Genomic DNA, 24,970 nt, shown 5'->3' with positions numbered 1-24,970 from the left:
CACCATGGCGGACACCGCGACCGCCCCGGCGACCGGCCCCGGGCATCCGGCCCCGGTGGCCGAGGCGACCGGCATCAGCAAACGGTTCGGCGCGACCGTCGCCCTGCGCGACGCACGGATCAGCATCACCGCGGGCGAGTCGCACGCCCTGGTCGGACGCAACGGCGCCGGAAAGTCGACGCTCGTGTCCATCCTCACCGGCCTCCAGCGGCCCGACACCGGTTCCCTGCGCTTCTCGGGTGAAGCGGCGCCGGCCGTCGGCGACATCGACGCCTGGCGCTCCCGCGTCGCCTGCGTCTACCAGCGCTCCACGATCATCGGTGACCTGACCGTCGCCGAGAACCTCTTCCTGAACCGGCAGAGCGCCGGTGCGGTGCAGCCCATCCGCTGGAAACAACTCCGCGTGCGCGCCGAGGAACTGCTCGGTGAGTACGGTGTGGCCGTCAACCCCGCCGCGCGGGCGAAAGACCTCACCGTCGAACAGCGGCAGTTCGTCGAGATCGCCCGGGCGCTGTCCTTCGGCGCCCGCTTCATCATCCTCGACGAGCCGACCGCCAAGCTCGACGCCCGCGGCATCAACCGCCTCTTCGCCAAGCTCCGCGACCTCCAGGACCAGGGCGTTGCCTTCCTGTTCATTTCCCACCATCTGCAAGAGGTCTACGACCTCTGCAGCACGGTCACGGTTTACCGCGACGCGGCGCACATCCTCACCGCGCCAGTGGCAGAGCTCGGCCACCAGGAACTGGTGGAGGCCATGACGGGCGAGTCCGCCTCCGCGAGCAACGCCCTCGTGAGCGCGCCTCCCGCGGCGCGGACCGGCTCCGCGGAGCTGGTCTCGATCGACGGCCTCACGCTGACCGGTGCCTGCCAGAGCCTGTCCCTGTCGGTCCGCTCCGGTGAGGTGGTCGGACTCGCCGGAGCGGCGGCCAGCGGCAACGTGCAGGTGGGCGAGGCGGTCGCCGGACTCCACCGGGCCGAGGACGGCAAAATCTCGGTCACCGGCAGGACCGTGCGGACCGGCAGTGTGCCGTCCGCCCTCGCTGCCGGGGTCGGTCTGGTCCCCGAGGACCGCCATCTACAGGGACTGGTCAACAACCGCAGTGTGGCGGAGAACGCCACGCTGACCGTCACCGACCAGCTCGGCCCGTTCGGCACAGTCCTGCCCTCCCGGACCAGGACCTTCGCCCAGCGCATGATCCGGGATCTCGACATCAAGACCCCCGGAGCCGCTACCCCGGTCTCCGCTCTCTCGGGCGGCAACCAGCAGAAAGTCGTCGTCGCGCGCGCCCTCGCCACCGACCCGCATGTCCTGGTGGCCATCCGGCCCACCAACGGCGTGGACGTCAAGTCCAAGGAGTTCCTGCTCGGCAGGATCCGGCAGATCGCCGACGGCGGCAAGGCCGCACTGATCGTCTCCGACGAACTCGACGACCTCAGGGGATGCGACCGAGTCGTCGTCATGTTCCACGGCCGGGTGGTCGCCGAGTTCGACCGCGGCTGGAAGGACGAACACGTCGTCGCCGCCATGGAAGGCGTCGGCGCCACCACCGCATCCGGTACCGACGAGCACGGAAGGTAGTCATGTCCGCCACCACAGAACTCACCGAGCCCGCAGCGAGTGCGGCGGAGCCGGCCGCCGCGGACACCGCCCGTCGCCGGGTCGACCTGGGCCGCTTCCGTGAGCTGTCCCTGGTCCCGGCCATCCTCGTCCTGATGCTCATCGGGTTCATCGTCTCGCCGGCCTTCCTCACCTCCGACAACCTCATCGGCGTGCTGCAGCAGTCCACCGAGCTGAGCCTGCTCGTCCTCGCCACGACGTTCATCCTCATCAGCGGACGGATGGATCTGTCCCTGGAGTCCACCATCGGCGTGGCGCCCGTCATCGCCGTCTGGCTCGTACTACCCACCAGCGGCGGCCGTTTCATGGGGCTCGGGCTGTTCCCCGAATGGATGGCGGTCCCGCTCTGCCTCCTGGTCGGCGCGGCGATCGGCGCCGTCAACGGCTTCCTCATCCTCAAGCTGCGCCTCAACGGGTTCATCGTCACCCTCGGCGCCCTGACCATGCTGCGCGGACTCCAAGTGGCCCTGTCCGAGGGCCAGTCCATCGTGGAGCTGCCGTCTTCGTTCACCTACCTGGGCAAGGCCTCATGGCTGGGTGCCCCGGCCGCCATCTGGGTCTGCGCGATCCTGTTCGCGGCGGGCGGCGGCGCGCTGGCATGGCTCCGGCACGGCCGGGCTCTGTACGCGATCGGCGGCAACCCGGAGGCCGCCCGCACCGCCGGCATCCGCGTCGACCGCATCGTCTGGATCGTCCTCATCATCGGCAGCGTGCTCGCCGCGTTCGCCGGCATCCTCTACAGCGGCCACTACGGCTCCATCTCCGCCACCCAGGGCAGCGGCTGGATCTTCCAGGTCTTCGCCGCGACCGTCATCGGCGGTGTGAGCCTCAACGGCGGCAGGGGCTCCGTCTTCGGCGCCCTGACCGGTGTGCTCACCCTTCAACTCGTCGTCAACGTCATGACGCTGGCCGGCGTGCCTCCGCTGTGGAACCAGTTCCTCAACGGCGCGATCATCATCGTCGCTCTGATCATCTCCCGCTTCGCCTCCGGCGAGAAGCAGGAGTAGACGCAGGCTCGCAGGCAGCTCCGCCCGGGCGCTCGGAGGCGGACCGGGCGGAGCACGACGGCCCTCTACGCCCCCCCACAGAGAGGCACCCTCGTGGCACTGACGGACGAGGCGATGGACAAGATCAAGGCGATGATCGTCGCCGGGGAACTCGCGCCCGGCTCCCGCCTGCCCAAGGAGGACGTCCTCGCCGGCCAGCTCGGCCTGTCGCGCAACTCGCTGCGCGAGGCGGTCCGGGCGCTGACCGCCATGCGGATTCTGGTCACGCGGCAGGGCGACGGCACTTACGTCTCCAGCCTGGAGCCCCACCTCCTCCTGGAGACCCTGTCCTTCGCCGCCGACGTCTCCCACGGGCGTACCGCCCTGCAACTGCTCCAGGTACGCAGACTGCTCGAATCCCAGGCAACCGGACTGGCCGCGTCCGTGCTGCAACCTCACGACCTCCAGGAACTCCGCGACATCCTCGACCGGTGCCGCTCCGCCGTCACTGTCGAAGAGTTCGTCGCCCACGACATCGCCTTCCACCTGCGCATCGTGGAAGCGGTCGGCAACCCGGTGCTCTCCATGCTTCTGCAGGTGCTCTCCACCCGCACCCAGCGGGTACGCATCGTCCGGGGCAGCCGGACCCGCGCCGCGCTGGACAGCGCCCACCAGGACCACGAGGAGATCCTCAGCGCGCTCCAGGCACGCGATGCGCTGCTTGCGGTCTCCGCCGCGACGGTTCACATCACCGCCGTCGAGCAGTGGCTGGCGACAAGCCTCGTCGACGATCCTCTCCGCCCGATCGACGGCTGATGGCCGCTCTACTTGTCCCAGTCCCTGTCGTGCTGGCGGCTTGAGCGGCGGTACTGGCCGGGGGCCTGGCCGCGGGCGCGCCGAAAGGCCCGGCTGAACGCGAAGACCGAGGTGTAGCCGACCGCACGGGCGATGGTGTCCACAGTGTCGTCGGTGTCGCGCAGCCGGATGGCGGCCAGGTCCATCCGCCACCGGGTGAGGTAGTCGCCGGGGGTTCGCCCGGTGCTCTCGCGGAAGCGGCGGGTCAGCGTGCTGCGGGAGGTCGCCAACTCCGTCGCGAGCAGGTCGGTCGTCCACGGTTTCGCGGGGTTCTCGTGGAGTCTGGTGAGAGCCACGCTGACCAGTGGGTCGCCGAGGACGCCGAGCCAGGTTCCTCGTGCTTCGGCCGGCTTCTCGGTCAGCCACACGCGGAGCAACTGGATGAGGAGGATGTCGACGAGTCGGTTGAGGACGAACTCGGTGGCGATCTGCGGGTGGGTCAGTTCCCTGGACAGCAGCCGGACGGTGTCGTCCAGACCGCTGCCGCTGTGGTTCGCCCGAAGGTGCACGACTTCCGGCAGCGTCGCGAGAACCTGTGTGGACACCGCCGGGTCGTAGTCGTAGGAGGCACCCAGGATATTGGTGTGCATCTCTCCCGAGCCAACGCGGAGCACGCCGCCGCGGGCCCGGGCATCATCCGCGTCCGTGCACTGCTGGAGGACTACCGCGGCATCGGGGGCACTGCGCAGCGTGTGTCCCGGCCCGTTCGGCAGCAGTACGACATCGTCCGGCATGAGTTGTCGGGGCGGGTGGCCGGGCAGCTCCAGCCAGGCGGTGCCAGAGGCCACGGCGTAGAAGGCCGCGCCGGCGCTGCCGGGCCACAGGATTCCCCACGGCTCGTTCGCCTCGATGCGTGCACCGACGGTGCCTCGGACTCCGCCTACCGCGAGCGTTTCGGCCAGTAGGTCCATGCTCACCAGCGTAGTGCTACAGACAGATATGTTCATGGCCGTTTGAGGCATCGATTCGACCAGCGCACGCTTCATATGGTCGGTGTCATGGAAGAGACGATTGACTTGAACCAGCCGGGGAACGTCTCTTCGGATGCGTGGAACAGCGCCGTGATCGCCGAGTTCCGGGCGAACGGCGGGAACGTCGGCGGCGTGTACAAGGGCTTGTCGCTGATCTTGGTCCACCACATCGGCGTGAGGTCCGGCATCGAACGTACAACGCCACTGGTCCCGTTCTGCCAGGACGACCGGCTCTTCGTCTTCGCCAGCAGGGCCGGTGCCGACGAGCACCCGGCGTGGTACTACAACTTGGTGGCCCACCCGACGACCATCGTCGAGTTCGGCACCGATACATTTCCGGTGGTCGCGAGGGCGCTCACGGGTGCCGAGCGGGACGAGATCTACGCCAAGCAGTCCGCTGTCCAGCCGGCGTACGCCGAGTTCCAGCGCCAGACCAGCCGGGTCATCCCGGTGATCGAGCTGCAGCGAACCCAGTAATTCCGGTACAGAGGCTTCTACGGCGGATCCCCGAGTGCGTCCTGGGGTGCCGGCCAGGACAGTGATCGCACAGCCGATGCCGAATCCTCGGGTACCTCCGCCTGCCGGTCCGAACCAGAGGATCACTGGCCCGTACTCGGCGAGCGTCATGGCCCACCAACGACAAGGTCGGCGGGCAGTGGGGCGGTCATTGGTCAGTAGGCACGCCGATCCCGAATAGATCATCGACGGCACCGTGGCCGTTGCAGTGATCGTCACGTAACTCCGAGGCAGCGTCCGAGAGCCTCCAGAATCGCCTTCACACCCCGGCCCGAAAGGTCAGGAGCGTCGGTCACTGCGGAGCCTGCTCGCGCGATGCCGCCGTCTCCCCGGGACCGATCCGGCCGTGCCCTCGGCGGCCGCCGGATACATTGCGGCCATCTTGTTCGACGCAGCAGGAACCGTCCGCAGTTGATCGAGTGGCGCCAGGTATCTGCTGGGGCGCACGGCGGAGGAAGCCTGCGGTCGTCCGGTCTCGACGCTGCTGATGGACCCGTCACGCCTGAATCCCCCGGAAGCGGGGAGCGACACGGTGTCCTTGTCGTTCGCGCCAGGTCATGCAGTCGATGCTGTCTGGTCGGTGGCCGGGGTTCGCCCCGCCGCCGGGCTTCGAGCAGCCAGCAGCGCGGCGCCGAGGTCCGCCACCGTATGGGGATCCGAGAGGGAACGTCCGGTCAGCTCCTCGACGCGGCGCAGGCGGTAGCGGACTGTGTTGGGGTGGACGTAGAGGCGTTGCGCCGTGGTCGCGGCGGAGCTGCCGGCGTCGAACCAGTGCTCCAGGGTGTCCAGGAGACGCGTGCGTTCGAGGCCCGGTAGGTCGAGTACGGGCTTCAGGACCACGTTCATCAGGTGAGTGGCCTCCGCGGGGGCGGCGGCGACGAGCATGGCGAGGGGATTGTCGTCGAAGCGGGCGACGCCCGGGCCGCCGCCCGGCAGTCCCGCCAGGGCCAGCCGGGCGAAGCGCAGGGCTTGTGGTGTGTCCCGCAGCGAGGAAAAGCGGGGACTGACCCCCGCGCGGGCGCCGGCCCGGCGCAGGATGCGCAGGCCGGTGGCCTCCGCCTCCGGTGCGCCGACGGCGATGAGGCCGATCTGCTGATCCGCCAACAGCCGCCAGGCCGAGGGCAGGTGTGCATGGCGCAGCGAGGCTTCCACGCCCGGCAGAGGTTCCTCGCCGGGGGAGTCTGCGGCCGCCGCGACGACACAGTAGGGGCCGCGTTCCGGCAAACCGAGTTCGCGGGCCGCGTCCCACAGTGTGATGCGGTCGGCGATCACACCGGAGAACAGCGCCTCGACCAGTGCCGAGCGCCGGGCGCCGCGCTGCACGGCCAGCTCGGCGGTGGTCTCCCGGTGTGCGGCCGCCACGGCCTCGGCATAGAGCCCGAACAGGTGCCAGATCTCCGCTGACCGGTCCACGAGTTGTGCGTCGGGGACCGTGGTGTGGGTGCGTGCCTGGGTGAGGATTTCCGACCACACGAACTCGAAGCCGATCCGGTACGCGTGCAGGATGTCCGCCAGCGGCATGCCCTGCTCGGCGCGGATCCTGCCGGTCTCCCGGGCGGGGCCGGGATCCGGTGCGCCGGAACGGCGCAGATGCCTCAGGACCAGGTCCGCGTTCGCGGTGCAGGACCGGCGCAGCGAGTCGAACGGGATGAGTGACTCATCCGCATACGCGGGGACGTCCGCGCGAATGCGTTCCGCGATCCGCTCACCCAGCTCGGGAAGCCGCTCGTGGATCGCCGCGATCACGTCGGCAAGGTCCATCACCGCAGCTTAATGCGCCTGTCTTGTTCGTGGGAACAGTTGTGGGCGGGTGATGGTGTCGCGCGGCCCATAGGCGACGGCGGTGGTTCGAAGCACGATGGCGCCCACGTGAACAACGGATTTCAACGGTGAGTTCGTGGAGGCGGTCATGGCGAATCTGGCGGAATTTCTGGTGCAGACGGCGGCCCGGCAGCCGGAACGGCCCGCACTGCGGCTGGGGTCGCACATCACCTCCTACACGGAGCTGGACGAAAGCAGCGCCTGTGCGGCCGCGCTGCTGCGGGCCGAAGGCGTACGGCCCGGAGACCGGGTCGCCCTGATGCTTCCGAACGTCCCCGAGTTCGTCGTGCTCTACTACGGCGCGCTCCGGGCCGGCGCGATCGTGGTGCCGTAGAACCCGCTGCTGAAGGAGCGGGAGACCGCGTACCATCTCAGCGACTCAGGCGCCGTGCTGCTCTTCGAATGGCACCAGGCGCCGGGAGAGGGCGTGCAGGGAGCGGCTGCCGCCGGGGTACGGCGCGTGGCAGTGGAGTCTTCGTCCTTCGCCGCGCTGCTGGCCGGGCACGAGCCGCTGAGCGAGGTGGCGCGGACGGCGGACGACGACGTGGCTGTCCTGCTGTACACGTCCGGCACCACCGGCAAGCCCAAGGGCGCCGCGCTCACCCACGGCGGACTGCGGCACAACACCGAGGCCAATGAGGTGCACGTCCAGCGGATGACGGCGGACGACGTGGTGGTGGGCTGTCTGCCTCTGTTCCATATCTTCGGCCAGATCTGCACGATGAGCGTGGCCGTCTGCAGCGGCGCCTCGCTCACGCTCATCCCGCGCTTCGACCCGCAGACCGTACTGGACGCCATAGTCCGCGACCGGGCGACGGTCTTCGGGGGCGTGCCGACCATGTACGCGGCCCTGCTGCAGCACCCGACGGACGCGGACGTGTCGACGCTGCGGATGTGCGTCTCCGGCGGCGCATCCCTGCCGGTGGAGGTGCTGCGCGGCTTCGAGGAGCGCTTCGGCTGCGCGGTGCTGGAGGGCTTCGGCATGTCCGAGACGAGTCCGGTGGTGACGTTCAACCATCTCGACCGGCCCCGCAAGGCCAGCTCGATCGGCACCCCGATCCAGGACGTGGAGGTCCGGCTGCTGGACGACATGGGTCAGGACGTCGCCCCCGGGGAGATCGGCGAGCTGGCCGTGCGCGGTCCCAACCTGATGAAGGGCTACTGGAACCGTCCCGAGGAGACGGCGATCGCCATCCCGGACGGCTGGCTGCGCACCGGCGACCTGGCCCGGCGGGACGAGGACGGCTACCTCTACATAGTCGACCGGAAGAAGGACATGATCATCCGCGGCGGCTACAACGTCTACCCGCGCGAGGTCGAGGAGGTTCTGCACGAGCACCCGGCCGTCGCCCTCGCCGCGGTGGTGGGTGTACCGCATCAGGAACTCGGCGAGGAGATCGCGGCCGCGGTGGTCCTGCGCCCGGGGGTCCAGGCCACGGCCGAGGAACTGCGGCAGTACGTCAAGGACCGGGTCGCGGCCACAAGTACCCCCGTGCTGTGTGGCTCATGGACACGTTGCCGATGGGGCCGAGCGGCAAGATCCTCAAGCGGCACATCAGCGCGCCGGCGTCGCCGGAGCCGACTGTCTGACTGCGCAGCCACGAGCGATGGTGAGGCACCGTGTACGGTGCCTACGACCGTCGGCATTGCTGCTGCTCTGTTTATCGGGCCCCTCAGCAGGGCGGTGATGTCGAGGCCGGATTGCCAGGTTGTATCCGGCGCCGTTGCCCGGAACCGGCGGGCATGGTCAGTTATCCAGCCAGGTGACCGCATCTATGCCGATTCATCCCCCGCAGGGCCACCTGTCGGCCCGCCGTGGCGACTGCTGCTAGTGCGCTCCCTGCCCGGGGGCGACGCACACGGGAGGCGCGCGACGCGCCGCGGTAGGCAACGGACGGTGCCAGGTGAGTCGGTGGTGCACACCTCTAGACATCGGATCTATCGTCCCGCAAAGATGACAACGCCCTCGATAGATCTTGATGCGGCTGTCACTCCCCCGTGAAAGAGCCGATGAATGTGCCCTGGGAGATCTCACTGTGATCAATGAATCCCAACCGCAGCGACGAAGCGTCCTCAAGTTCGGCGGTGCCCTCGCCCTGGCACCTCTGATCACTCAGCTGACCGGCGTAACCTCTGCGGGACAGGCCGTCGCAGAGACCGACGCGCCGGCGGCTGTCCAATGGCCGACCTTGTCGCGCAAGGCGCTGAAGTATTCCGTCCCTGCCACGGACTGGCAGTCGCAGGCCCTGCCGATCGGCAACGGCCGGCTCGGCGCCATGCTCTTCGCCGATCCCTACGAGGAGCGCATCCAGTTCAACGAGCAGAGTCTTTGGGGCGGTGTCAACAACTACGACAACGCCCTCGCGGGCAAGCCGGACAGCGCATTCGACACCGGCATGACCGGCTTCGGCTCGTACCGGAACTTCGGTAACGTCGTCGTTTCCTTCGCTCCCCGTGCGAAGGTCACGGCCCCGGGGGGACCGTACAACACCTCCTCGTCGGAGGGTGTCGACAAGACGTACGACGGCAACTCGAGCACCAAGTGGTGCATCGTGGGGCCAGGCTCGAAGGTGCAGTGGCAGGCCGAGCTCCCCGCCCCAGTCGCGGTCGCGTCCTACAGTCTGACCAGTGCCAACGACGTGCCGCAGCGCGACCCGCAGGAATGGACGCTGTCCGGTTCCGCCGACGGCGCCACCTGGACCACGCTGGACAGCCGCACTCTGGCGGCGCCCTTCGAGAGCCGCGGCCAGACAAGGGCATTCACCTGTGACAACACCGCGGCCTACCGCTTCTACCGGTTCGACTTCGTCCCCAAACCAGGGGTCAGCCACTTCCAGCTGAGCGAGATCGGTCTGTCCGGCGCCGACCTCGGCGGGGGCGGTTCGATATACCTGTCGTCGCCGAGCGGGCACTCCAAGGGATCCGGCGGCGGGACCGGGTCCCAGGCCACGGACATCTCGAGTTCGGTGGACCGCGATCCGGCCACGGTCTGGCGGGTCGACGCCGCCGCGCCGGCGGTCGTCTGGCAGGCCGACCTGCCCCGAGCGGTCGCCGTCACCTCGTACACGCTGACGGCGGCCCCCGACCGTCCGCAGGACGACCCCCGGCGATGGGCACTGGAGGCGTCGCAGGACGGGCATGCTTGGGTGACCCTCGACACGCAGAACCCCGGGGCGCCCTTCGCCGGCCGCGGCGAGAGACGGACCTTCCGGATCACCAACAGCACGGCCTACCGCGTCTACCGGCTCACCCTGACCCCCGGCGCCTCCTCCACAGGCTTCCAGATCGCGGAGATCGCGCTGGAAGGCAAGGGCTTCGACACGCGCACGCAGCGCACGGTCGTCGACTACCAGCGCACCCTCGACTTCGTTGAAGGTGTCCACGTCACCCGCTTCGGCGCGCCGGGACGACGTGTCCTGCGCGAAGCCTTCGCCGGCCGGTCCGCGGACGTCATGGTCTTCCGGTACACCTCTGACGGTGCCCGGGCGCTCTCCGGAGCGATCTCGCTGACGTCCGGACAGGACAAGGCCCCCACGACCGTCGACGCCGATGCCGGGCGAATCGCCTTCAGCGGTGTCATGGGCAACGGGCTCAAGCACGCGTGCACCGTCCGGGCCGTGCAGAGCGACGGTGACCTCCGCGCCGACGGGTCGGTGCTCCGGTTCAGCGGCTGCACGACCCTGACCCTGTTCCTCGACGCCCGCACCGACTACAAGTTCGACGCCGCCGCCGGATGGCGCGGAGCCGATCCGGAACCGGCTGTCGCCGCAGCGCTCGACAAGGCGGCCGCCCGGTCCTACGACGAGCTGCGCGACGAGCACACTGCCGAGATGCGCGCTCTCATGAACCGTGTCTCGGTCGACTGGGGTACCTCCGACGACGCCGTCGTCGCTCTGCCGACCACCGCCAGACTGGCGCGCTACGCGGCGGGTGGGGAGGATCCGACACTCGAGCAGACGATGTTCGACTACGGCCGGTACCTGCTGATCAGTTCCTCTCGCCCCAACGGCCTGCCCGCCAACCTCCAGGGCCTGTGGAACGACAGCAACCAGCCGGCGTGGGCCTCCGACTACCACACCAACATCAACGTCCAGATGAACTACTGGGGAGCCGAGACGACGAACCTGACGGAGTGCCATGAGGCACTCGTCGCCTTCATCGAGCAGGTGGCGGTGCCCAGTCGTGTGGCGACCCGCAACGCCTTCGGCAAGGACACGCGCGGCTGGACCGCCCGCACCAGCCAGAGCGTCTTCGGCGGCAACGCCTGGGAGTGGAACACCGTCGCGAGCGCCTGGTACGCGCAACACCTGTACGAGCACTGGGCGTTCACCCAGGACCTGGTCTACCTCCGCACCGTCGCCTACCCGATGATCAAGGAGATCTGCGAGTTCTGGGAGGACCATCTCAAGGAGCGCGAGGACGGACTCCTCGTCGCACCGAACGGCTGGTCCCCCGAGCACGGGCCGCGCGAGGACGGCGTGATGTACGACCAGCAGATCATCTGGGACCTGTTCCAGAACTACCTCGACTGCGAGGCGGCGCTCGAGGCGGATCCCGCCTACCGGGCCAAGGTCGCGGACATGCAGGCGCGCCTCGCACCGAACAAGATCGGCAGGTGGGGTCAACTGCAGGAGTGGCAGGAGGACATCGACAGCCCCACCGACATCCACCGCCACACCTCGCACCTCTTCGCGGTCTACCCGGGCCGCCAGATCACCCCGAAGACGCCCGACTTCGCGGCCGCCGCCCTCATCTCGCTCAAGGCACGCTGCGGCGAGAAGGAAGGCGCCCCGTTCACGGCCGGGACGGTGTCGGGCGACAGCCGCCGCTCGTGGACCTGGCCCTGGCGGGCGGCCCTCTTCGCCCGCCTCGGTGACGGGCAGCGCGCCCAGATCATGCTGCGTGGACTGCTGACCTACAACACGCTGCCCAACCTGTTCTGCAACCACCCGCCCTTCCAGATGGACGGCAACTTCGGCATCTCGGGCGCCGTGGCGGAGATGCTCCTGCAGAGCCACGACGGCGTCATCCACCTGCTGCCCGCCCTGCCGAACGCATGGAAGGCCGAGGGTTCCTTCACCGGACTCCGCGCCCGTGGCGGCTACGAGATCAGCTGTCAGTGGCGGGACGGGAAGGTCACGTCCTACGAAATCGTGGCCGACCGGGCGCGCAACCGGGGGAACATCACCGTGCGGGTGAACGGCGCCGACAAGAAGGTGAAGCCGATCAAGCCCTGACGGCGGCACCGGATCGCTGCCACGGCCATGCCGACGGCCGTGCACCGCCCGAAGCGGAGCGGCTCGGGCCGTCGGCATGGCCGCTGTCCACACCGGATCCTGTCGACCGGCGCCGGAACACGTCACGTCTGAGGCGACCGTTCGGTATCCCGGGTGCGCGATCCGAGCCGGATCAGGCGGCGCGGCCGGCCTGAGTGCGGCTACGGTGTCGACCTGCGGCGAGCCCGGTGACGGGCCGCCCGCAATCACCTCACCAGGCGGGCCATCGCCGACCACGTGGGAGGTGCCGTAGACGTCGCCCACAAGCGACAGCAGGGACGGACACCACCCGCACCCGGCCACGCGTACCAACCACCCAACACGGTTGTACATTGCGCAGTCCGATATCAGTTGACCGTCGGCATCGTCGAGAGGGCCGGACAGCAGAATCTCGTCGCGGCTGGGAGTGCGGAAGGCGGGTAGGCCGCCCCAGCAACAGCAACAGCAACAGCAACAGCAACAGCGGGCACCGCCGGGTGCTCGCCTATCTGAACAGCCAGGGGTTGGGACCGGTCCCTGGGTCCGGCCCCCGCGTACGCGACGAGGTAGCCGCTGCACGCCAGGGCCGCGGTGGGCCAGGCTTCGCAGCCGCCGAGAACTGTCAGTCGCATGCAAGGACCGTGGAGCCGGGTCCGGCAGGCCGGTTGGTGATCAGTCCTTGCCCATCTGGTCCTCGGGCGAGAGGTGTTCCACCGTCCTGCCGGTCTCGGTGAACGTCCGTGTCACATGGCCCGAGGAGTACACCCACAGAATGCGCAGCGGGGTGCTGCCGATGTTGCGGAAGAGATGCGGGATCGGCGATGGAATGTAGGTGGTGTCGAATTTCTCCAGCCTGGTCACCTCGCCGTCCACCCAGACCTCCGCCTCGCCGTCGAGGACCGTGACGTGCTCGTCGCAGTTGTGCGAGTGCAACGGCGCGCCGGAGCCGACCGGGTACACGCTCATCCCGCTGGTGATGCGGTTCTCCCCGCCCGCCGAGGGAGTGGTGATCAGCGGCGTGGTCAGCACGGCTCCGCCTCGGTCGAGCAGCGGCACCGACGCGACCTTGATGATGGTGGTCATCCGGGGTTCCTCTCCACTTCACGCTGTTGCGTCGAACGACGTTAGGCCGCGCCCGCGTGAATGGGTGCCCTCCAGCGTGCAGTTTTACCTTGCATTCCGGGAGGGGTGAGCTCTTCCGGCCCGGCGGTACCGTCGGCTCGCACCGCACGGCTTTCGGATCCGTGCCGGAAACGCGCCGGAAAGCAAAGGCAGGTATCGGCCAGATGAGGCTCCCCGTTCTCAGCGAAGAGGAAATGGACCCCCGCCAGCAGGAGTTGGCCGCCCGCATCGCCGGCCGCCGCGGCGCGGTCCGCGGCCCCTTCCGGGTCTGGCTGCACAGCCCGGAGATGTGTGAGCGCGCGGAGTCTCTCGGTGCCTTCGCCCGCTTCGACTGCAGCCTCCCCAAGCACCTGCGCGAGCTCACGCTGCTGATGGCCGCCCGCAACTGGGACGCGCAGTACTCCTGGAACGCACACGTCCACCAGGCGATCGAGGCCGGCATCCCGGAGGCAGCCGTCAAGGCCATCGCCGAGAAGCGCGAGGCGGTCTTCGGCAACGAGGCGGACCAGGCCTTCTACCAGTTCTGCCGGGAGGTGCTGGAGGAGCACTTCGTCACCGACGAGACCTTCGCCCGCGCCCATGAGCACTTCGGCTCCAGGGGCCTGGTCGACACCATCGGCGCGCTCGGCAACTTCACCATGCTCGGCATGTGCCTGAACACCTTCCAGGTGGACCTGCAGGCCGGCAAGGAGCCCCCGTTCCCGGACGTCAGCGGCTACGGGCGGGTCGTCGCCGACGGCGACGGGCAGCGGCCGTGACAGCCCGCCGTGACCGGGGCCCCGAGGCCGCGGTCCGCGACCGGGAGGCCGTGGTCCGCGTCCGGGGCGTCACCAAGACCTTCGGCGGGGCGGCCGCCCTCAAAGGCGTCGATCTCGATCTGTACCCCGGTGAGATCCATGCGCTGATGGGCATGAACGGCGCCGGAAAGTCGACCCTGGTACAGGTCCTGTCCGGCGTGCACCAGGCCGATGGCGGCACCATCGAGGTCGGCGGGCAGGCGCACTCCGGGCTGACCGTGCGCAAGGCGCGCAAGCTCGGCATCGCCTGTGTCCCGCAGCGCCGCGAGCTGGCCATGGGGCTGACCGTCGCCGAGAACGTCATGCTCGGCGACCTGCCCACCCGGGGCCGTACCGTGCGCTGGAAGGCCGTCGAACAGGGGGCCCGCGAGTCACTCTCCGGCCTCGGCATCGACATCGACGTGGCGCGCGTCGCCGGGACCCTCACCGTCGCCGAACAGACCATGGTCGAGGTGGCCCGCGAGGTCCGCCGCGGTGGCCGGATCCTGATCCTCGACGAGCCGACCGCCTGTCTGAGCGCCAAGGACGCGGACCGGATCCGTTCACTGGTGCGGACGTTGCGGGACGACGGCGTCGCCGTGGTCTACATCTCGCACTACATCGACGAGGTCATGGCCGTCGCCGACCGGCTCACCGTCCTGCGCGACGGTGCCGTGGTGACCAGCGCCCCGGCCGCCGAGATGGACCCCGCCTCGCTGGTGCGCAGCATGGTCGGCCGGGACGTCGTGTCGCGGCGCCCCGAGCGCCCCGCGCCGAAGGACGACAGCGGTCTCACCGTGCGCGGGCTGAGCCACGGCCGGGCCGTCCGGGACTTCACCGTCGACGTGCGCAAGGGCGAGATCGTCGCCGTCCTGGGACCCGCCGGCGACGCCCAGTCACGTTTGTTCGACCTGCTCTCCGGACGGCAGCGCCCGGACGCGGGGCAGATGTGGGTCGACGGCAGGGCGGTGCCCTTCGGCAAGGTCACCGCCTCGCTCGCCAGCGGGCTGCGCTGCGTCACCGGCGACCGCCGCACCCTCGGCCTGGTCCAGGGCCTGACCCTGGACGAGAACCTGATGCTGGCCGGCGACCGCTTCGCCCGCCGCCGACTGCACCGGCGCGGCGAACTCGCCCGCCGCGCCGCCCCGTTGCGCAGCAGCTACGGCGTGGTTGCCCTCAGCGGCAACCCGCCGGTGGGCGCGCTGTCCGGCGGCAACCAGCAGAAGGTCCTGCTGGGCAAGTGGCTGGAGACCGACCCGGTCGCCTGCTTCCTCGAGGACCCCACCAACGGTGTCGACGTCGCCGCCATGGTCGACATCCACACCCTCGTCGACGAGCTCGCCGCGCGCGGCGTGGCCGTGCTGCTGGCCTCCTCCTCCGCCGAGGAGGTCATGCGCCTCGCCGACCGTGTCGTGGTCGTCAGCGCCGGCCGCACGGTCGCCGAGCACGACATCACCGCCATCACCCGCGACGAGCTCGTCGCCACCGCACTCGGAGGTCAGCCGCAGTGAGCCTCAAGACCCCCTCCGCCACCCCGGACCTCGCCGCGGGCCCGCCCCAGCGCACCGCGTCCCGGATGTCTCCGCGGGCCCTGCTGCAGGTCCCGCACGGCGGCCTTGTCGTGGTCCTCGTCCTGGTGGCGCTGTTCACCGCCCTCCAGGCGGACTCGTTCACCAGCTCGCAGAACCTGCTCAACGTGCTGCGGCAGATCAGCGTGACCGCCGTCATCGCGGCCGGGCTGACCCTGCTGATGACCGCGGGCGGCATGGACTTCTCCATGGGCAGCAACGCGGCCGTCACCGTGTCGGTGGGCGCGACCCTGCTGCACGACGGCCGCCCCACCGCCGTGACCGTGGTCGTCACGCTCGTCCTCGCCACCCTGATAGGCCTGGTCAACGGCCTGGTCGTGACCTTCACCCGGGTCGCCCCGTTCGTCGCCACCCTCGCCTCCGCGATGCTCCTCGACGGCGTCGCCCTGCTCGTCCTGGACGGCGAGTCGATCACCATCGGCCAGCGGATGTGGGCCCTCGGCAACGACAAGGTGCTCGGCATCCCCTACCTGTGCGTCGTCGCGATCCTCGTACTCGCGGTGATCGGCCTTGCCATGCGGTTCACCACCTTCGGCCGGGACGCCTTCGCGATGGGCGGCAACGAGCACGTGGCCCGCCTCAGCGGCATCAACGTCTCCGGACGCAAGCTCGCCCTGTACGCCCTCGCCGGCGGCCTCGCCGGTCTGGCCGGACTGATGCTGCTGTCCCGGCTCGGCGCCGCCGCCCCCAACACGGGCGGACTCCAGCTCCAGTTGACGGCCGTCGCCGCCGTGGTCATCGGCGGCACCTCGCTGGCCGGCGGCCACGGCACCGTCGTCGGCACCGTCCTCGGCGTGGTCCTGCTCGGAGTCGTCGCCAACGCGCTGAACCTGCTCCAGGTCAACAGCTACTACCAACTCGTCGTGACCGGCGGAGTGCTGCTCGTGGCGGCGATCATCAACGAGTTCCAGCGCAAGTCCGCGCCCGGGCATTAGCGCCGCGCGACGAGACCTGCCCACTTCCCCGCAGCCCCCGGTGCGCGCCCCCCCCACGTCCGCAACCTTCTCTTCAACGATGCAGGAAAGGCCAACCCCATGAAGCCCACCACCCGGCCCCGCCGCACCGCCGCGGTCTCGCTCGTCGGCGTCGCCGCCCTGGTGCTGTCCGGATGCGGCGCCGAGGACGACGGGGCGGGCGCCGCCGGCGGCTCGGTCACCCTCGGGTTCGTCAACGGCGCCAACACGCACTTCCACCAGTGTCTGCTCAAGGCCGTCGAGGAGACGGGCAAGGCCGAGAAGGCCACCGTCTACTCCGCCAACTCCAAGCAGGACGCCGGTACGGAGCTGTCCAACATCGAGGACATGATCGCCCGCAACGTGGACGCCCTGATCGTGCAGACGGTCAACGTCGACGCCCTGGAAGGCGACATAGCCAAGGCCAAGAGCGCCGGGATCCCGATCTACCTCACCTCGGTGGCCACCTCGGACCTGTCGGACGTGCTGGGCGTCGCCAAGGTCGACCTGAAGAAGCTCGGCGAGCTGGACGCGGGCTGGATCGAGAAGGACGCCGCCGGCAAGAGCGTGAAGGTGGGCATCGTCGCTGGCGCCCCGGGCGCCGCCTCCGACCTGATGGTGGGCGGCTTCAAGGACGCGTTGCCGTCGACCGCCAAGGTCGTCGCCAACCAGCCCGGGATGTTCAACCCCGCCAAGGCGCAGGACGTCGCCGAGAACATGATCCAGGCGCAGCCGGACCTGGACTACGCCTTCGTCGCCAACGAGGAGATGGCCTTCGCCGTTCGCAAGGCCTTCGACGCGGCGGGCGCCAAGGACGTCAAGATCGTCTCTGCCAACGGTACCGAGGACGGCATCGCCGCGGTGAAGAGCGGGCAGCTGTCCGCGACCGTCGCCAACTCGGCCATGGCCATCGGCCAGACCGCGGTGAAGAACGCCATCGGCCTTCTCGACAAGAAAGCAGGTGTTGACAAGATTGCCAACATTCCTCTTGTCTTGGTCGACAAGGACAACGTGAGCGAAGCACCCCAGTACTGCCCCAAGTAGCGGGCCCACCGGAAAGCGGTGCCTGCCTCACCGTGTTCGAGCCGCATTTGCGCCCTCCGCTCCCGGGTTTCTGTGAGCGGGCGGGAGCCCCCGGAGGAAAACATGGATCGCTTGCTCCTCATGCACAGCTTCGTCACCGTCGCGCAGGTCGGCAGTTTCAGTGGGGCCGCCAAGAAGCTGGGTTCGTCCGGCTCGCTGGTGTCACGGCATGTCGCCGAACTGGAACGGCAGGTGGGGGTCCGGCTGGTCAATCGCACGGCCCGGTCCGTCAGTCTCACCGAACCGGGCCGGCGGTACGCGGAATTCACCGCCCGCATTCTCGACGAGATCGAGGCCGAGGATGCCGGCATAGCTCATCTCCACGACCGCGCCGAAGGCACGCTGAGCATCATCTGCCCGAAATGGATAGGCAGCCTGGATCTTGGTGACGCCATCGCCGCGTTCTCCGCCGCGCATCCGAAAATTCAGGTGCGCTTCGAACTCGGCGGCATGTCCGACCGTACGTACGACTTCCTGGACAGCGGGTTCGACGTCGCCTTCCACACGAGGGACCTGCGCGACTCCAGCGTCCGCCTCAAGAAGATCTCCTCGCTGCCGTTCGTCCTGTGCGCCTCGAAGTCGTACATCGACCGGCACGGCGCCCTCACCCACCCGAACGACCTCGCCGCCCACGACTGCCTGGTGCACGTGAACGACCCGGTCTGGCGCATCGGTCACGGCCATGCGAGCACCCTGCACAAGATCCGCAACATCGCCTTCTCGTCCAACTCCTACATCGCCCTGCAGAAGGCGGCCGTCCACGGCCGGGGCATCGCCCTGCTCCCGCAGCGTCCGGTCTACGACGACCTCGTCTCCGGCGCCCTGCAGGTCCTGCTTCCCGACCTGGCCGTGCCCGACCGGCCCCTGTTCGCGATCTACGGCCCCGGGCAGGACACCCCGCGCAAGGTGAGCGTGTTCCTGGACTTCCTCGCCGAGTGGTTCTCGCAGAATCCCATCCCGGCGATCCGGCCGTAAGACCGCTCTTCACCGCAAGAAACGTTTGCGTACCTCGTGCGGCTCGGGTCATTGAGGGTCCCGCGACCCGAAACCTACGCTCACGAGGCGACCCGGAAACGAGGAGTCCATGGGAATCCAGAGAATCGAATCGGTCACCTACGGCATCGACGACCTCGACGAATGCGTCCGATTCTTCGAGGACTTCGGGCTGTTCCTGGTGGAGCGGACCGACGAGCACGCGGTGTTCGAGACGCTCACCGGGCAGACGCTCCACCTGGACACCGAGCCGGGCCCGCTGCTGCCGCCCGCCGTGGAGGACGGCCCCACTCTGCGCGAGGTGGTGTGGGGCGTCGACACCCCGGAGGAACTGGAGCGGCTGGTGGCGACGGCCGGCAAGGACCGGGGGATCCGGGAGAGCGCCGACGGCGTACACCACACCGTCGACGAGACCGGCTTCGGCGTGGGCCTGGCCCTGGCCCGTCCCAAGGACGCCCCGGTGACCCCGCGCCCCGCCAACGCGCTGGGGAACGTCAACCGCTGGAACACCGCCCTGGAGCCGCTGGGGCGCGCGTATCCGCTGCGCATGTGCCACGTCGCCCTGAACATCCCCAAGCCGGGCAAGGACGACGCGGTCGCCTTCTACACCGAGCGCCTCGGCTTCCGGCCCACCGACGTGGTCGAGCCGATGGGCGTCTTCATGCAGGCCCCGGGCGACGACGACCAGCACACCATGCTGCTGTGCCATCGCCCCGACCGGGCCGGGATCAACCACATCGCCTACGAGGTCCCCGGCTTCGACGACGTCATCGAGGGCGGCAACTACATGATCGAACGCGGCTGGCGGGAAGCCCGCAAGCTCGGCCGCCACACCATCGGCTCGAACGTCTTCCGCTTCCTGCACGCCCCCTGCGGCGGCCGCGTGGAGTACGCCGCCGACATGGACCGGGTCGACGACAGCTACGAGACCCGCGTCCACGAGACCACACCTCCGCACCACATCTGGGCCCTGCGGACGAATCGCGACCAGGATGCCCCGGCCTCCTGAACCGCCACCCCCAGCCTGAGAGGCACCCACCCATGACCACCGACCACGGCTACCCCGCCGTCCGCATGTACATAGCGGGCGAGTGGTGCCAGGGCGCCACCGGACAGACCGCCCCGATCGTGAACCCGGCCACCGAGCAGGTGATCGGAGAGGTACCGCTCGCCACGACCGCCGACCTGGACCGGGCGCTCACCGCCGCCGAAGAGGGCTTCCGCGTCTGGCGCGACACACCCGTCGCCCGGCGCACCGCGATCCTGCACGCCGCCGCCGACCTGATCGCCGAGCGCGCCGCCGAGATCGGCCGTGTCATGACCCTGGAGCAGGGCAAGCCTCTGACGGAGTCGACCGGCGAGGCCGGCCGCACGGCCGAGACCCTGCGCTGGCACGCCGACGACGCCCGCCGCGCGTACGGCCGCATCATCCCCTCGGCCCCCGGCACCGTGCTGACCGTACGGCGTGAGCCCATCGGTCCCGTCGCCGCGTTCGTCCCGTGGAACTTCCCGGTCGGCGGTCCCAACCGGAAGATCTCCTCGGCGCTGTCGGCCGGCTGCTCTCTCGTCATCAAGGCCTCGGAGGAGACCCCGGCCACCGCCGCCGCGCTGGTCGCCTGTTACGCCGACGCGGGTCTGCCGGCCGGTGTCCTCAACCTCGTGTTCGGCGAGCCCGCCGAGGTCTCCGCCCACCTCATCGCCTCCCCGGTCACCCGCCTGGTCGCGTTCACCGGCTCGGTCCCCGTCGGCAAGCTCCTCGCCGCCGAGGCCGGCAAGGTCATGAAGCCCTCCCTGATGGAGCTGGGCGGCCACGCCCCGGTGATCGTGTGCGCCGACGCCGACCCCGTGCGGGCCGCCCGGAAGGCCGCGCAGGCCAAGTTCGCCAACGCCGGACAGGTGTGCACCTCGCCGAGCCGCTTCCTGGTCCACGAGAGCCTGGTCGAGGAGTTCACCGCCGAGTTCGTGAACGCCGCCGAATCGGTCGTCGTCGGCGACGGTCTGGAAGAGGGCACGACGATGGGCCCCCTCGCCAACGAGCGCCGCCTCAAGGCGATGGAGCGGCTCACCGCAGACGCCGTCGCCCGCGGCGCCAAGGTCCTCACCGGCGGCGAACGGCTCGACCGCGCCGGGTACTTCTTCGCGCCGACCGTCCTGACGGACGTACCTCAGGACGCGGAGCTGTTGCACGAGGAGCCGTTCGGGCCCCTCGCGCCGATCGTGCCCTTCGCCGATCTGGACGAGGCGCTGGCGACCGCGAACCAGTTGCCCTACGGGCTGGCCGCCTACGGCTTCACCCACTCCGCCGCCACCGCCGAGAAGCTGTCGGGCAGGCTGGAGGCCGGCATCCTGTCGATCAACCACTGCGGCGGCTCGGTCCACGAGGCCCCCTCCGGCGGGGTGAAGGACAGCGGCTACGGCCGCGAGGGCGGCCCCGAGGCCCTGGACGCCTACCTGGTCACCAAGCGCGTCTCCCACCTGCTGGTGCCATGAGGTACGCGCGCGTCGCGGTCGGCGGCCGGGCGGTGTGGGGCCGCGTGGGGGAGCGGGACATCGAGCTGCTGTCCGGTTCCCCTCTGGACGGTGACCCGCAGGTCGTCGGCGAGACGTCACTTGAGACGGCCGTATGGCTGCCGCCCGTTGTCCCTCCCGTCTTCTACGCGGTCGGCTACAACTACCCGCGCCACATCGCGCACGTCAAAGCCGCGACACCCGAGCGCCCCGAAGTCGGATACCGCGCCAACAACGCGCTCACCGGCCACGGTTCGCCCATCGTCAAGCCCGTCGAGGTCGAGGGCCGCTTCGAGGCCGAGCCCGAACTCGTCGCGGTCATCGGCCGTACGATCCGGCACGCCACCCCCGAGACGGCCCGCATGTCGGTCTTCGGCTGGACCATCGGCAACGACGTCAGCGCCCGCACCTGGCAGCACCAGGACCGCACGTTATGGCGCAGCAAGAACAGCGACACGTTCAAGCCGATGGGTCCCTGGATCGAGACGGACGTCGACGCCCTCGCGCAGACCACGACCCTCCGCGTGAACGGCGAGGTCCGCTCGGAGTTCCCCACCGGCGACATGGTCTTCGACCCCTTCGACTACATCGTCGAGATGACCCGCCACCTCACCCTGCACCCCGGTGACGTGCTGTGGATGGGCGCCGAGTCGACCGGCCGGATCGAGCCGGGCGACACCGTGGACGTCGAGATCAGCGGCATCGGTGTGCTGTCCAACCCCGTACAACTCGAAGGGAAAGCTTCATGAGCGCGGAACCCCGCTACATCCACCACGTCAACTTCCCCACCACCGACCCCGACCGGACCGCCGAGTGGTACACGAAGGTCTTCGGGATGAAGCGGATCATGCCCAAGTCCAACACCAAGGTGGTGCTGATGACCCGGGGCAACTTCGACCTCCACTTCACGCCTGTCGAGGAGATGGAGCGTATGGCGCCCTACCACTTCGCTGTCGAGGTCGATGACTGGGACGACTTCCTGGAGCACCTGAGGGATCTGGGCATTCGGCACACCCGCCCGATCCAGCGCCCCGAGAACCAGTCGAAGTTCTGCTACATCCACGACCCCGACCACACCATGATCGAACTGGTCTGGCACGGCAAGCGCCCCAACTAAACCAGCACGTACGGGAGTTGACCCATGCCCATTGCCGACTCCGACGGCACCTCCATCTACTACGAACGTCACGGCAGAGGCCCGGCGATCCTGTTCGTGCACGGCAGCGGCGGCCACCACGCCGCCTGGTGGCAGCAAGTGGCCGCCCTGCGCGAGGAGTTCACGGTCATCACCGTGGACCTGCGTGGCTTCGGCAAGTCCGACTCGTCCATGCCCGAGTTCGACGGACAGGACTTCCCCGGTGACGTGGTCGCCGTCCTCGACGCCGAAGACCTGACCGACGCTATGCTGGTCGGCCAGTCCATCGGCTCCGTCGCCGCCCTGCGCGCCGGCCTGATGCGCCCTGAGTGTGTCTCGTCCGTCGTCCTCGGTCACTCCCTAGGCGGCATCAGCCACCCCGAGCTCAAGGAGCTGGCCGCCGCCGACCGCGCCGAGGCCGTCAAGCTGCCGGTGATCGACCGCCTGCTGACCAAGCGGTTCCAGCAGGAGCGCGCCGATCTGACCTTCCTGTTCCAGCAGATGGGCACGTTCAACGTCGCCAGGATGCAGGACCTGCGCAACCTCGACACCAACGGCCCGTCGCTGGAGGAGATCCAGGACTCCGGGGTGAAGGTCGCCTTCCTGGCCGGGGAGAAGGACGCGGTCCTCAGCGTCAAGACGGTCACCCGCGCCCACGAACTTCTGCCCGGCTCCCACCTGGAGATCGTCGAGGGCGCCCCGCACTCCATGTACTGGGAGACGCCCCGCGAGTACAACGCGGCGATCGCCCGTCTGCGTCGCACCCTCACCGCCCGCAAGGAAGCCGCATGAGCCCCGTACCGAAGGAAGCAGCATGAGCAGTCTGACCCTGGACGCCGCCGAGGAGATCATCGACGCCGCCCACAAGCGCGCCCAGGCGATGGGCAAGGCGGTGAGCGTCGCCGTCGTGGACGCGGGCGGTTTCCCCATCGCGATCCGCCGCGCCGACGGGGCCCGCCCGCTCACCCCGGACATCGCCCGCGCCAAGGCCTACACCGCGGCGATCATGCAGCGCCCCGGCACGATGCTGAAGAAGTGGCAGGAGAGCCAGCCGGTCTTCTTCTCCCAGCTCTCCCAGCTGCCCGGCGCGGCCATGCCGATCATGGCGACCGAGGGCAGCCTCACCATCAAGAAGGACGGCGAGATCATCGGCGGCGTCGGCATCGCCGGCGGCACCGCCGACGAGGACCAGCAGATCGCCGAAGAGGTCCTCCAATCCCTGGGCTACGAGCTGGAGTTCGCCGCCTGGGGTGTCGCGGGCCAGCCCGCCGGAAAGGACGCGTGAACCATGGCGGATACGTTCAACTACCGCATCGACCACCACGGCAGCCTGGTCCGGCCCGCGGGTCTGGCCCGTGACGACGCCGACGCGGTGGACGCGGCGGTCCAGGACGTGGTGGCGTACCAGCGCAAGCTGCGCTCCACGGTCGTCACCGACGGCGGTTACCCGTACGAGGACTTCCGCAGCCCCGTCCTCGACGGACTCAGCGGGGTGCGCCGCACCGGCGAGACGGACGGCCTCGGGCTCGCCTGCTGGGTCGCCGAGGCGCTGCCGAAGGCTGACGGACCGCTCGTCGCGGACCGCGTCAAGCGCCTTGGCGAACTCACCGCCACAGCCCCGAAGGTCACGCTGCCCGCTCCCTCCTACCTTGCAGCCACGCTGTACGACGCCGAACTCGCCGCCTCCGGGGGGCCTGCCTCCGCCCGCGAACTGGGCGAGGGGTTCGCCGGGATCCTCCGGGCGGAGATCGCGCGCCTGGTCGACGCGGGCGTCCGTCTGATCCAGCTGGACAACCCGCTGCTGCTCGCGGCGACAGCACCGGACGAGGTGTCCGTCGGCGCGCTGTCGTTCGCGGACGCCCTAGCGGTCGACGCACTCGCCGTCCGCCTCGACACCCGCCCCGAAGGGGTCCGCATCGGCGTCTGCCCCGGCTGGGCGGCCCCCGCCTCGGTGGACCGGGCCAAGGCCGAGCGCCTGTACGCGGAAGTGCCCGCCGACCGCTGGGTTCTGCCGCTGCTGACCGGATCCGAGGCGGAACACGACCTCGTACGCGCCCTGCCCGAGGAGCGGGATGTGTGCTTCGGCGTGGTCGACGCCGCCCGCCCAGGGCTGGAGGAGATCGACACCGTACTGGACCGCCTGGACGCGGTAGGTGAGCTGAAGGACCTGGAGGACGCGGCCGTCGCGCCCTCGCGCGGCTTCGCCGACATCGCCGACCGTCCGCTCGTCGCCGTCGATGACCAGCGCCGCAAGCTGGTCCTGGTCGAGACCCTCGCCCGCTACGTCTGGGGCAACGAGTTCTGACCCGGGACCTGCCGAAGGCCGGGAAGCGCCACGTGGGTTTCCCGGCCTTCGGCAGCCGTTACGGCTACAGCACTTCGGCGAACGTCACCGACCGGTCGGTGAGCAGCGGCCACACCGTCTCCACGATCAGTTCCGTGAAGTGCCCGGCGGCCTTGTGCGCCTCGAAGCCGGCCTGGTCGGCGTACTGCTCGTAGAGCACGAAGATGCCGGGCTTGCCCGCCTCCGCGTGCACCTCGTAGGCCAGGTTCGCCGGCTCCGCACGGGTGTGCTCGCGCACCTTCAGCAGCGCGGCGCGCACCGTGGCCTCGTCGGCGGGGTCGCAGTAGTAGCGGGCGATGACGGCGTAGGCCATGTGTGTCTCTCCTCGGCGGGTGTGCGGCTCCCGAGGGCCCGGGGCCCTCCGGCCTGCCGATTCCAGCACGGATCAGCCGCCCGCCGACCTGCGTGCGGCGCAAGCAATGCCTGCCGCCGTGGGGCTGGTGGC

General features: G+C 69.6%; 21 protein-coding genes and 1 pseudogene. 18 read left to right on the top strand and 4 right to left on the bottom strand.

Going from position 1 to position 24,970, the window contains the following annotated elements; translation table 11 throughout:
- The first annotated feature begins 4 nt into the window (after nucleotides 1-4).
- The 3 genes from JIX56_RS05445 (at nucleotide 5) to JIX56_RS05435 (ending at nucleotide 3,420) form a co-directional block, all read left to right on the top strand.
- On the top strand, nucleotides 5-1,579 hold the full coding sequence (locus JIX56_RS05445; RefSeq protein ID WP_257537626.1) for a sugar ABC transporter ATP-binding protein: 1,575 nt from the start codon (nucleotides 5-7) through the stop codon (nucleotides 1,577-1,579).
- 2 nt (nucleotides 1,580-1,581) lie between these two features.
- Nucleotides 1,582-2,625, top strand: coding sequence for an ABC transporter permease (locus JIX56_RS05440; RefSeq protein WP_257537625.1), 1,044 nt, complete (start codon nucleotides 1,582-1,584; stop codon nucleotides 2,623-2,625).
- Between the two features lie 93 nt (nucleotides 2,626-2,718).
- Nucleotides 2,719-3,420, top strand: a complete 702-nt coding sequence (locus tag JIX56_RS05435; protein ID WP_257537624.1) for a FadR/GntR family transcriptional regulator — start codon at nucleotides 2,719-2,721, stop codon at nucleotides 3,418-3,420.
- Nucleotides 3,421-3,428: 8 nt separating this feature from the next.
- On the opposite strand, the gene JIX56_RS05430 is transcribed toward JIX56_RS05435, so the two are convergent.
- Nucleotides 3,429-4,370, bottom strand: a complete 942-nt coding sequence (locus JIX56_RS05430) for an AraC family transcriptional regulator (RefSeq protein WP_257537623.1) — start codon at nucleotides 4,368-4,370, stop codon at nucleotides 3,429-3,431.
- A gap of 87 nt (nucleotides 4,371-4,457) precedes the next feature.
- Here JIX56_RS05430 and JIX56_RS05425 point away from each other — a divergent pair, with 87 nt between their 5' ends.
- Nucleotides 4,458-4,907: a nitroreductase family deazaflavin-dependent oxidoreductase gene (locus JIX56_RS05425; RefSeq protein ID WP_257537622.1), complete on the top strand. Its 450-nt coding sequence runs from the start codon at nucleotides 4,458-4,460 to the stop codon at nucleotides 4,905-4,907.
- A gap of 594 nt (nucleotides 4,908-5,501) precedes the next feature.
- On the opposite strand, the gene JIX56_RS05420 is transcribed toward JIX56_RS05425, so the two are convergent.
- A complete protein-coding gene (locus JIX56_RS05420) occupies nucleotides 5,502-6,707 on the bottom strand; it encodes a PucR family transcriptional regulator (protein WP_257537621.1) in 1,206 nt (401 codons plus the stop codon).
- 148 nt (nucleotides 6,708-6,855) lie between these two features.
- On the opposite strand from JIX56_RS05420, the pseudogene JIX56_RS05415 reads away from it, so the two are divergent.
- Nucleotides 6,856-8,357: pseudogene (locus JIX56_RS05415) on the top strand (long-chain-fatty-acid--CoA ligase).
- Nucleotides 8,358-8,956: 599 nt separating this feature from the next.
- Nucleotides 8,957-12,004 carry a glycosyl hydrolase family 95 catalytic domain-containing protein gene (locus JIX56_RS05410; RefSeq protein WP_257537620.1) on the top strand — a complete coding sequence of 1,016 codons (3,048 nt, stop codon included), beginning with the start codon at nucleotides 8,957-8,959 and terminating at the stop codon, nucleotides 12,002-12,004.
- A gap of 690 nt (nucleotides 12,005-12,694) precedes the next feature.
- On the opposite strand, the gene JIX56_RS05405 is transcribed toward JIX56_RS05410, so the two are convergent.
- Nucleotides 12,695-13,105 (bottom strand): cupin domain-containing protein, encoded by a 411-nt coding sequence (locus tag JIX56_RS05405; RefSeq protein WP_257537619.1) that lies wholly within the window; start codon nucleotides 13,103-13,105, stop codon nucleotides 12,695-12,697.
- 233 nt (nucleotides 13,106-13,338) lie between these two features.
- Between JIX56_RS05405 and JIX56_RS05400 the strand changes: the two genes are divergently transcribed.
- From JIX56_RS05400 to JIX56_RS05345, 12 genes are all read left to right on the top strand, one after another.
- Nucleotides 13,339-13,902, top strand: a complete 564-nt coding sequence (locus JIX56_RS05400) for a carboxymuconolactone decarboxylase family protein (RefSeq protein WP_257550746.1) — start codon at nucleotides 13,339-13,341, stop codon at nucleotides 13,900-13,902.
- Nucleotides 13,899-15,431: a sugar ABC transporter ATP-binding protein gene (locus JIX56_RS05395; protein ID WP_257537618.1), complete on the top strand. Its 1,533-nt coding sequence runs from the start codon at nucleotides 13,899-13,901 to the stop codon at nucleotides 15,429-15,431. The genes JIX56_RS05400 and JIX56_RS05395 overlap by 4 nt, the downstream gene beginning before the upstream one ends.
- Nucleotides 15,428-16,444, top strand: coding sequence for an ABC transporter permease (locus JIX56_RS05390; RefSeq protein ID WP_257537617.1), 1,017 nt, complete (start codon nucleotides 15,428-15,430; stop codon nucleotides 16,442-16,444). Before JIX56_RS05395 ends, JIX56_RS05390 begins: the two co-directional genes overlap by 4 nt.
- Before the next feature lie 99 nt (nucleotides 16,445-16,543).
- Nucleotides 16,544-17,506 carry a sugar ABC transporter substrate-binding protein gene (locus JIX56_RS05385; protein WP_257537616.1) on the top strand — a complete coding sequence of 321 codons (963 nt, stop codon included), beginning with the start codon at nucleotides 16,544-16,546 and terminating at the stop codon, nucleotides 17,504-17,506.
- A 102-nt stretch (nucleotides 17,507-17,608) separates the two neighbouring features.
- Nucleotides 17,609-18,520 (top strand): LysR family transcriptional regulator, encoded by a 912-nt coding sequence (locus JIX56_RS05380; RefSeq protein WP_257537615.1) that lies wholly within the window; start codon nucleotides 17,609-17,611, stop codon nucleotides 18,518-18,520.
- A 109-nt stretch (nucleotides 18,521-18,629) separates the two neighbouring features.
- Complete coding sequence (locus tag JIX56_RS05375; RefSeq protein WP_257537614.1) at nucleotides 18,630-19,547, top strand: VOC family protein; 918 nt, start codon at nucleotides 18,630-18,632, stop codon at nucleotides 19,545-19,547.
- A gap of 32 nt (nucleotides 19,548-19,579) precedes the next feature.
- Complete coding sequence (locus JIX56_RS05370; protein WP_257537613.1) at nucleotides 19,580-21,028, top strand: NAD-dependent succinate-semialdehyde dehydrogenase; 1,449 nt, start codon at nucleotides 19,580-19,582, stop codon at nucleotides 21,026-21,028.
- Nucleotides 21,025-21,795: a fumarylacetoacetate hydrolase family protein gene (locus tag JIX56_RS05365; RefSeq protein WP_257537612.1), complete on the top strand. Its 771-nt coding sequence runs from the start codon at nucleotides 21,025-21,027 to the stop codon at nucleotides 21,793-21,795. Before JIX56_RS05370 ends, JIX56_RS05365 begins: the two co-directional genes overlap by 4 nt.
- A complete protein-coding gene (locus JIX56_RS05360) occupies nucleotides 21,792-22,163 on the top strand; it encodes a VOC family protein (RefSeq protein WP_257537611.1) in 372 nt (123 codons plus the stop codon). The genes JIX56_RS05365 and JIX56_RS05360 overlap by 4 nt, the downstream gene beginning before the upstream one ends.
- Nucleotides 22,164-22,187: 24 nt before the next feature.
- Nucleotides 22,188-22,973: an alpha/beta fold hydrolase gene (locus JIX56_RS05355; RefSeq protein WP_257537610.1), complete on the top strand. Its 786-nt coding sequence runs from the start codon at nucleotides 22,188-22,190 to the stop codon at nucleotides 22,971-22,973.
- Nucleotides 22,974-22,995: 22 nt separating this feature from the next.
- The gene (locus tag JIX56_RS05350) at nucleotides 22,996-23,466 is read left to right on the top strand and encodes a GlcG/HbpS family heme-binding protein (RefSeq protein ID WP_257537609.1); all 471 of its coding nucleotides are present in this window, start codon (nucleotides 22,996-22,998) and stop codon (nucleotides 23,464-23,466) included.
- Between the two features lie 3 nt (nucleotides 23,467-23,469).
- Nucleotides 23,470-24,486, top strand: a complete 1,017-nt coding sequence (locus JIX56_RS05345; protein ID WP_257537608.1) for a methionine synthase II (cobalamin-independent)-like protein — start codon at nucleotides 23,470-23,472, stop codon at nucleotides 24,484-24,486.
- Between the two features lie 64 nt (nucleotides 24,487-24,550).
- On the opposite strand, the gene JIX56_RS05340 is transcribed toward JIX56_RS05345, so the two are convergent.
- On the bottom strand, nucleotides 24,551-24,838 hold the full coding sequence (locus tag JIX56_RS05340) for a putative quinol monooxygenase (RefSeq protein WP_257537607.1): 288 nt from the start codon (nucleotides 24,836-24,838) through the stop codon (nucleotides 24,551-24,553).
- Between the last annotated feature and the right edge of the window lie 132 nt (nucleotides 24,839-24,970).

Source organism: Streptomyces sp. CA-210063, assembly GCF_024612015.1.
Taxonomy (GTDB): domain Bacteria; phylum Actinomycetota; class Actinomycetes; order Streptomycetales; family Streptomycetaceae; genus Streptomyces.
This window is presented reverse-complemented; position numbering and strand designations above follow the sequence as displayed.

Coding starts and splice junctions, on each gene's coding strand:
- JIX56_RS05375 (WP_257537614.1), top strand. CDS start 18,630: ATGGGAATCCAGAGAATCGAATCGGTCACCTACGGCATCGACGACCTC.
- JIX56_RS05430 (WP_257537623.1), bottom strand. CDS start 4,370: ATGGACCTACTGGCCGAAACGCTCGCGGTAGGCGGAGTCCGAGGCACC.
- JIX56_RS05425 (WP_257537622.1), top strand. CDS start 4,458: ATGGAAGAGACGATTGACTTGAACCAGCCGGGGAACGTCTCTTCGGAT.
- JIX56_RS05400 (WP_257550746.1), top strand. CDS start 13,339: ATGGACCCCCGCCAGCAGGAGTTGGCCGCCCGCATCGCCGGCCGCCGC.
- JIX56_RS05345 (WP_257537608.1), top strand. CDS start 23,470: ATGGCGGATACGTTCAACTACCGCATCGACCACCACGGCAGCCTGGTC.
- JIX56_RS05340 (WP_257537607.1), bottom strand. CDS start 24,838: ATGGCCTACGCCGTCATCGCCCGCTACTACTGCGACCCCGCCGACGAG.
- JIX56_RS05380 (WP_257537615.1), top strand. CDS start 17,609: ATGGATCGCTTGCTCCTCATGCACAGCTTCGTCACCGTCGCGCAGGTC.
- JIX56_RS05385 (WP_257537616.1), top strand. CDS start 16,544: ATGAAGCCCACCACCCGGCCCCGCCGCACCGCCGCGGTCTCGCTCGTC.
- JIX56_RS05350 (WP_257537609.1), top strand. CDS start 22,996: ATGAGCAGTCTGACCCTGGACGCCGCCGAGGAGATCATCGACGCCGCC.
- JIX56_RS05445 (WP_257537626.1), top strand. CDS start 5: ATGGCGGACACCGCGACCGCCCCGGCGACCGGCCCCGGGCATCCGGCC.
- JIX56_RS05370 (WP_257537613.1), top strand. CDS start 19,580: ATGACCACCGACCACGGCTACCCCGCCGTCCGCATGTACATAGCGGGC.
- JIX56_RS05405 (WP_257537619.1), bottom strand. CDS start 13,105: ATGACCACCATCATCAAGGTCGCGTCGGTGCCGCTGCTCGACCGAGGC.
- JIX56_RS05440 (WP_257537625.1), top strand. CDS start 1,582: ATGTCCGCCACCACAGAACTCACCGAGCCCGCAGCGAGTGCGGCGGAG.
- JIX56_RS05355 (WP_257537610.1), top strand. CDS start 22,188: ATGCCCATTGCCGACTCCGACGGCACCTCCATCTACTACGAACGTCAC.
- JIX56_RS05420 (WP_257537621.1), bottom strand. CDS start 6,707: ATGGACCTTGCCGACGTGATCGCGGCGATCCACGAGCGGCTTCCCGAG.
- JIX56_RS05365 (WP_257537612.1), top strand. CDS start 21,025: ATGAGGTACGCGCGCGTCGCGGTCGGCGGCCGGGCGGTGTGGGGCCGC.
- JIX56_RS05360 (WP_257537611.1), top strand. CDS start 21,792: ATGAGCGCGGAACCCCGCTACATCCACCACGTCAACTTCCCCACCACC.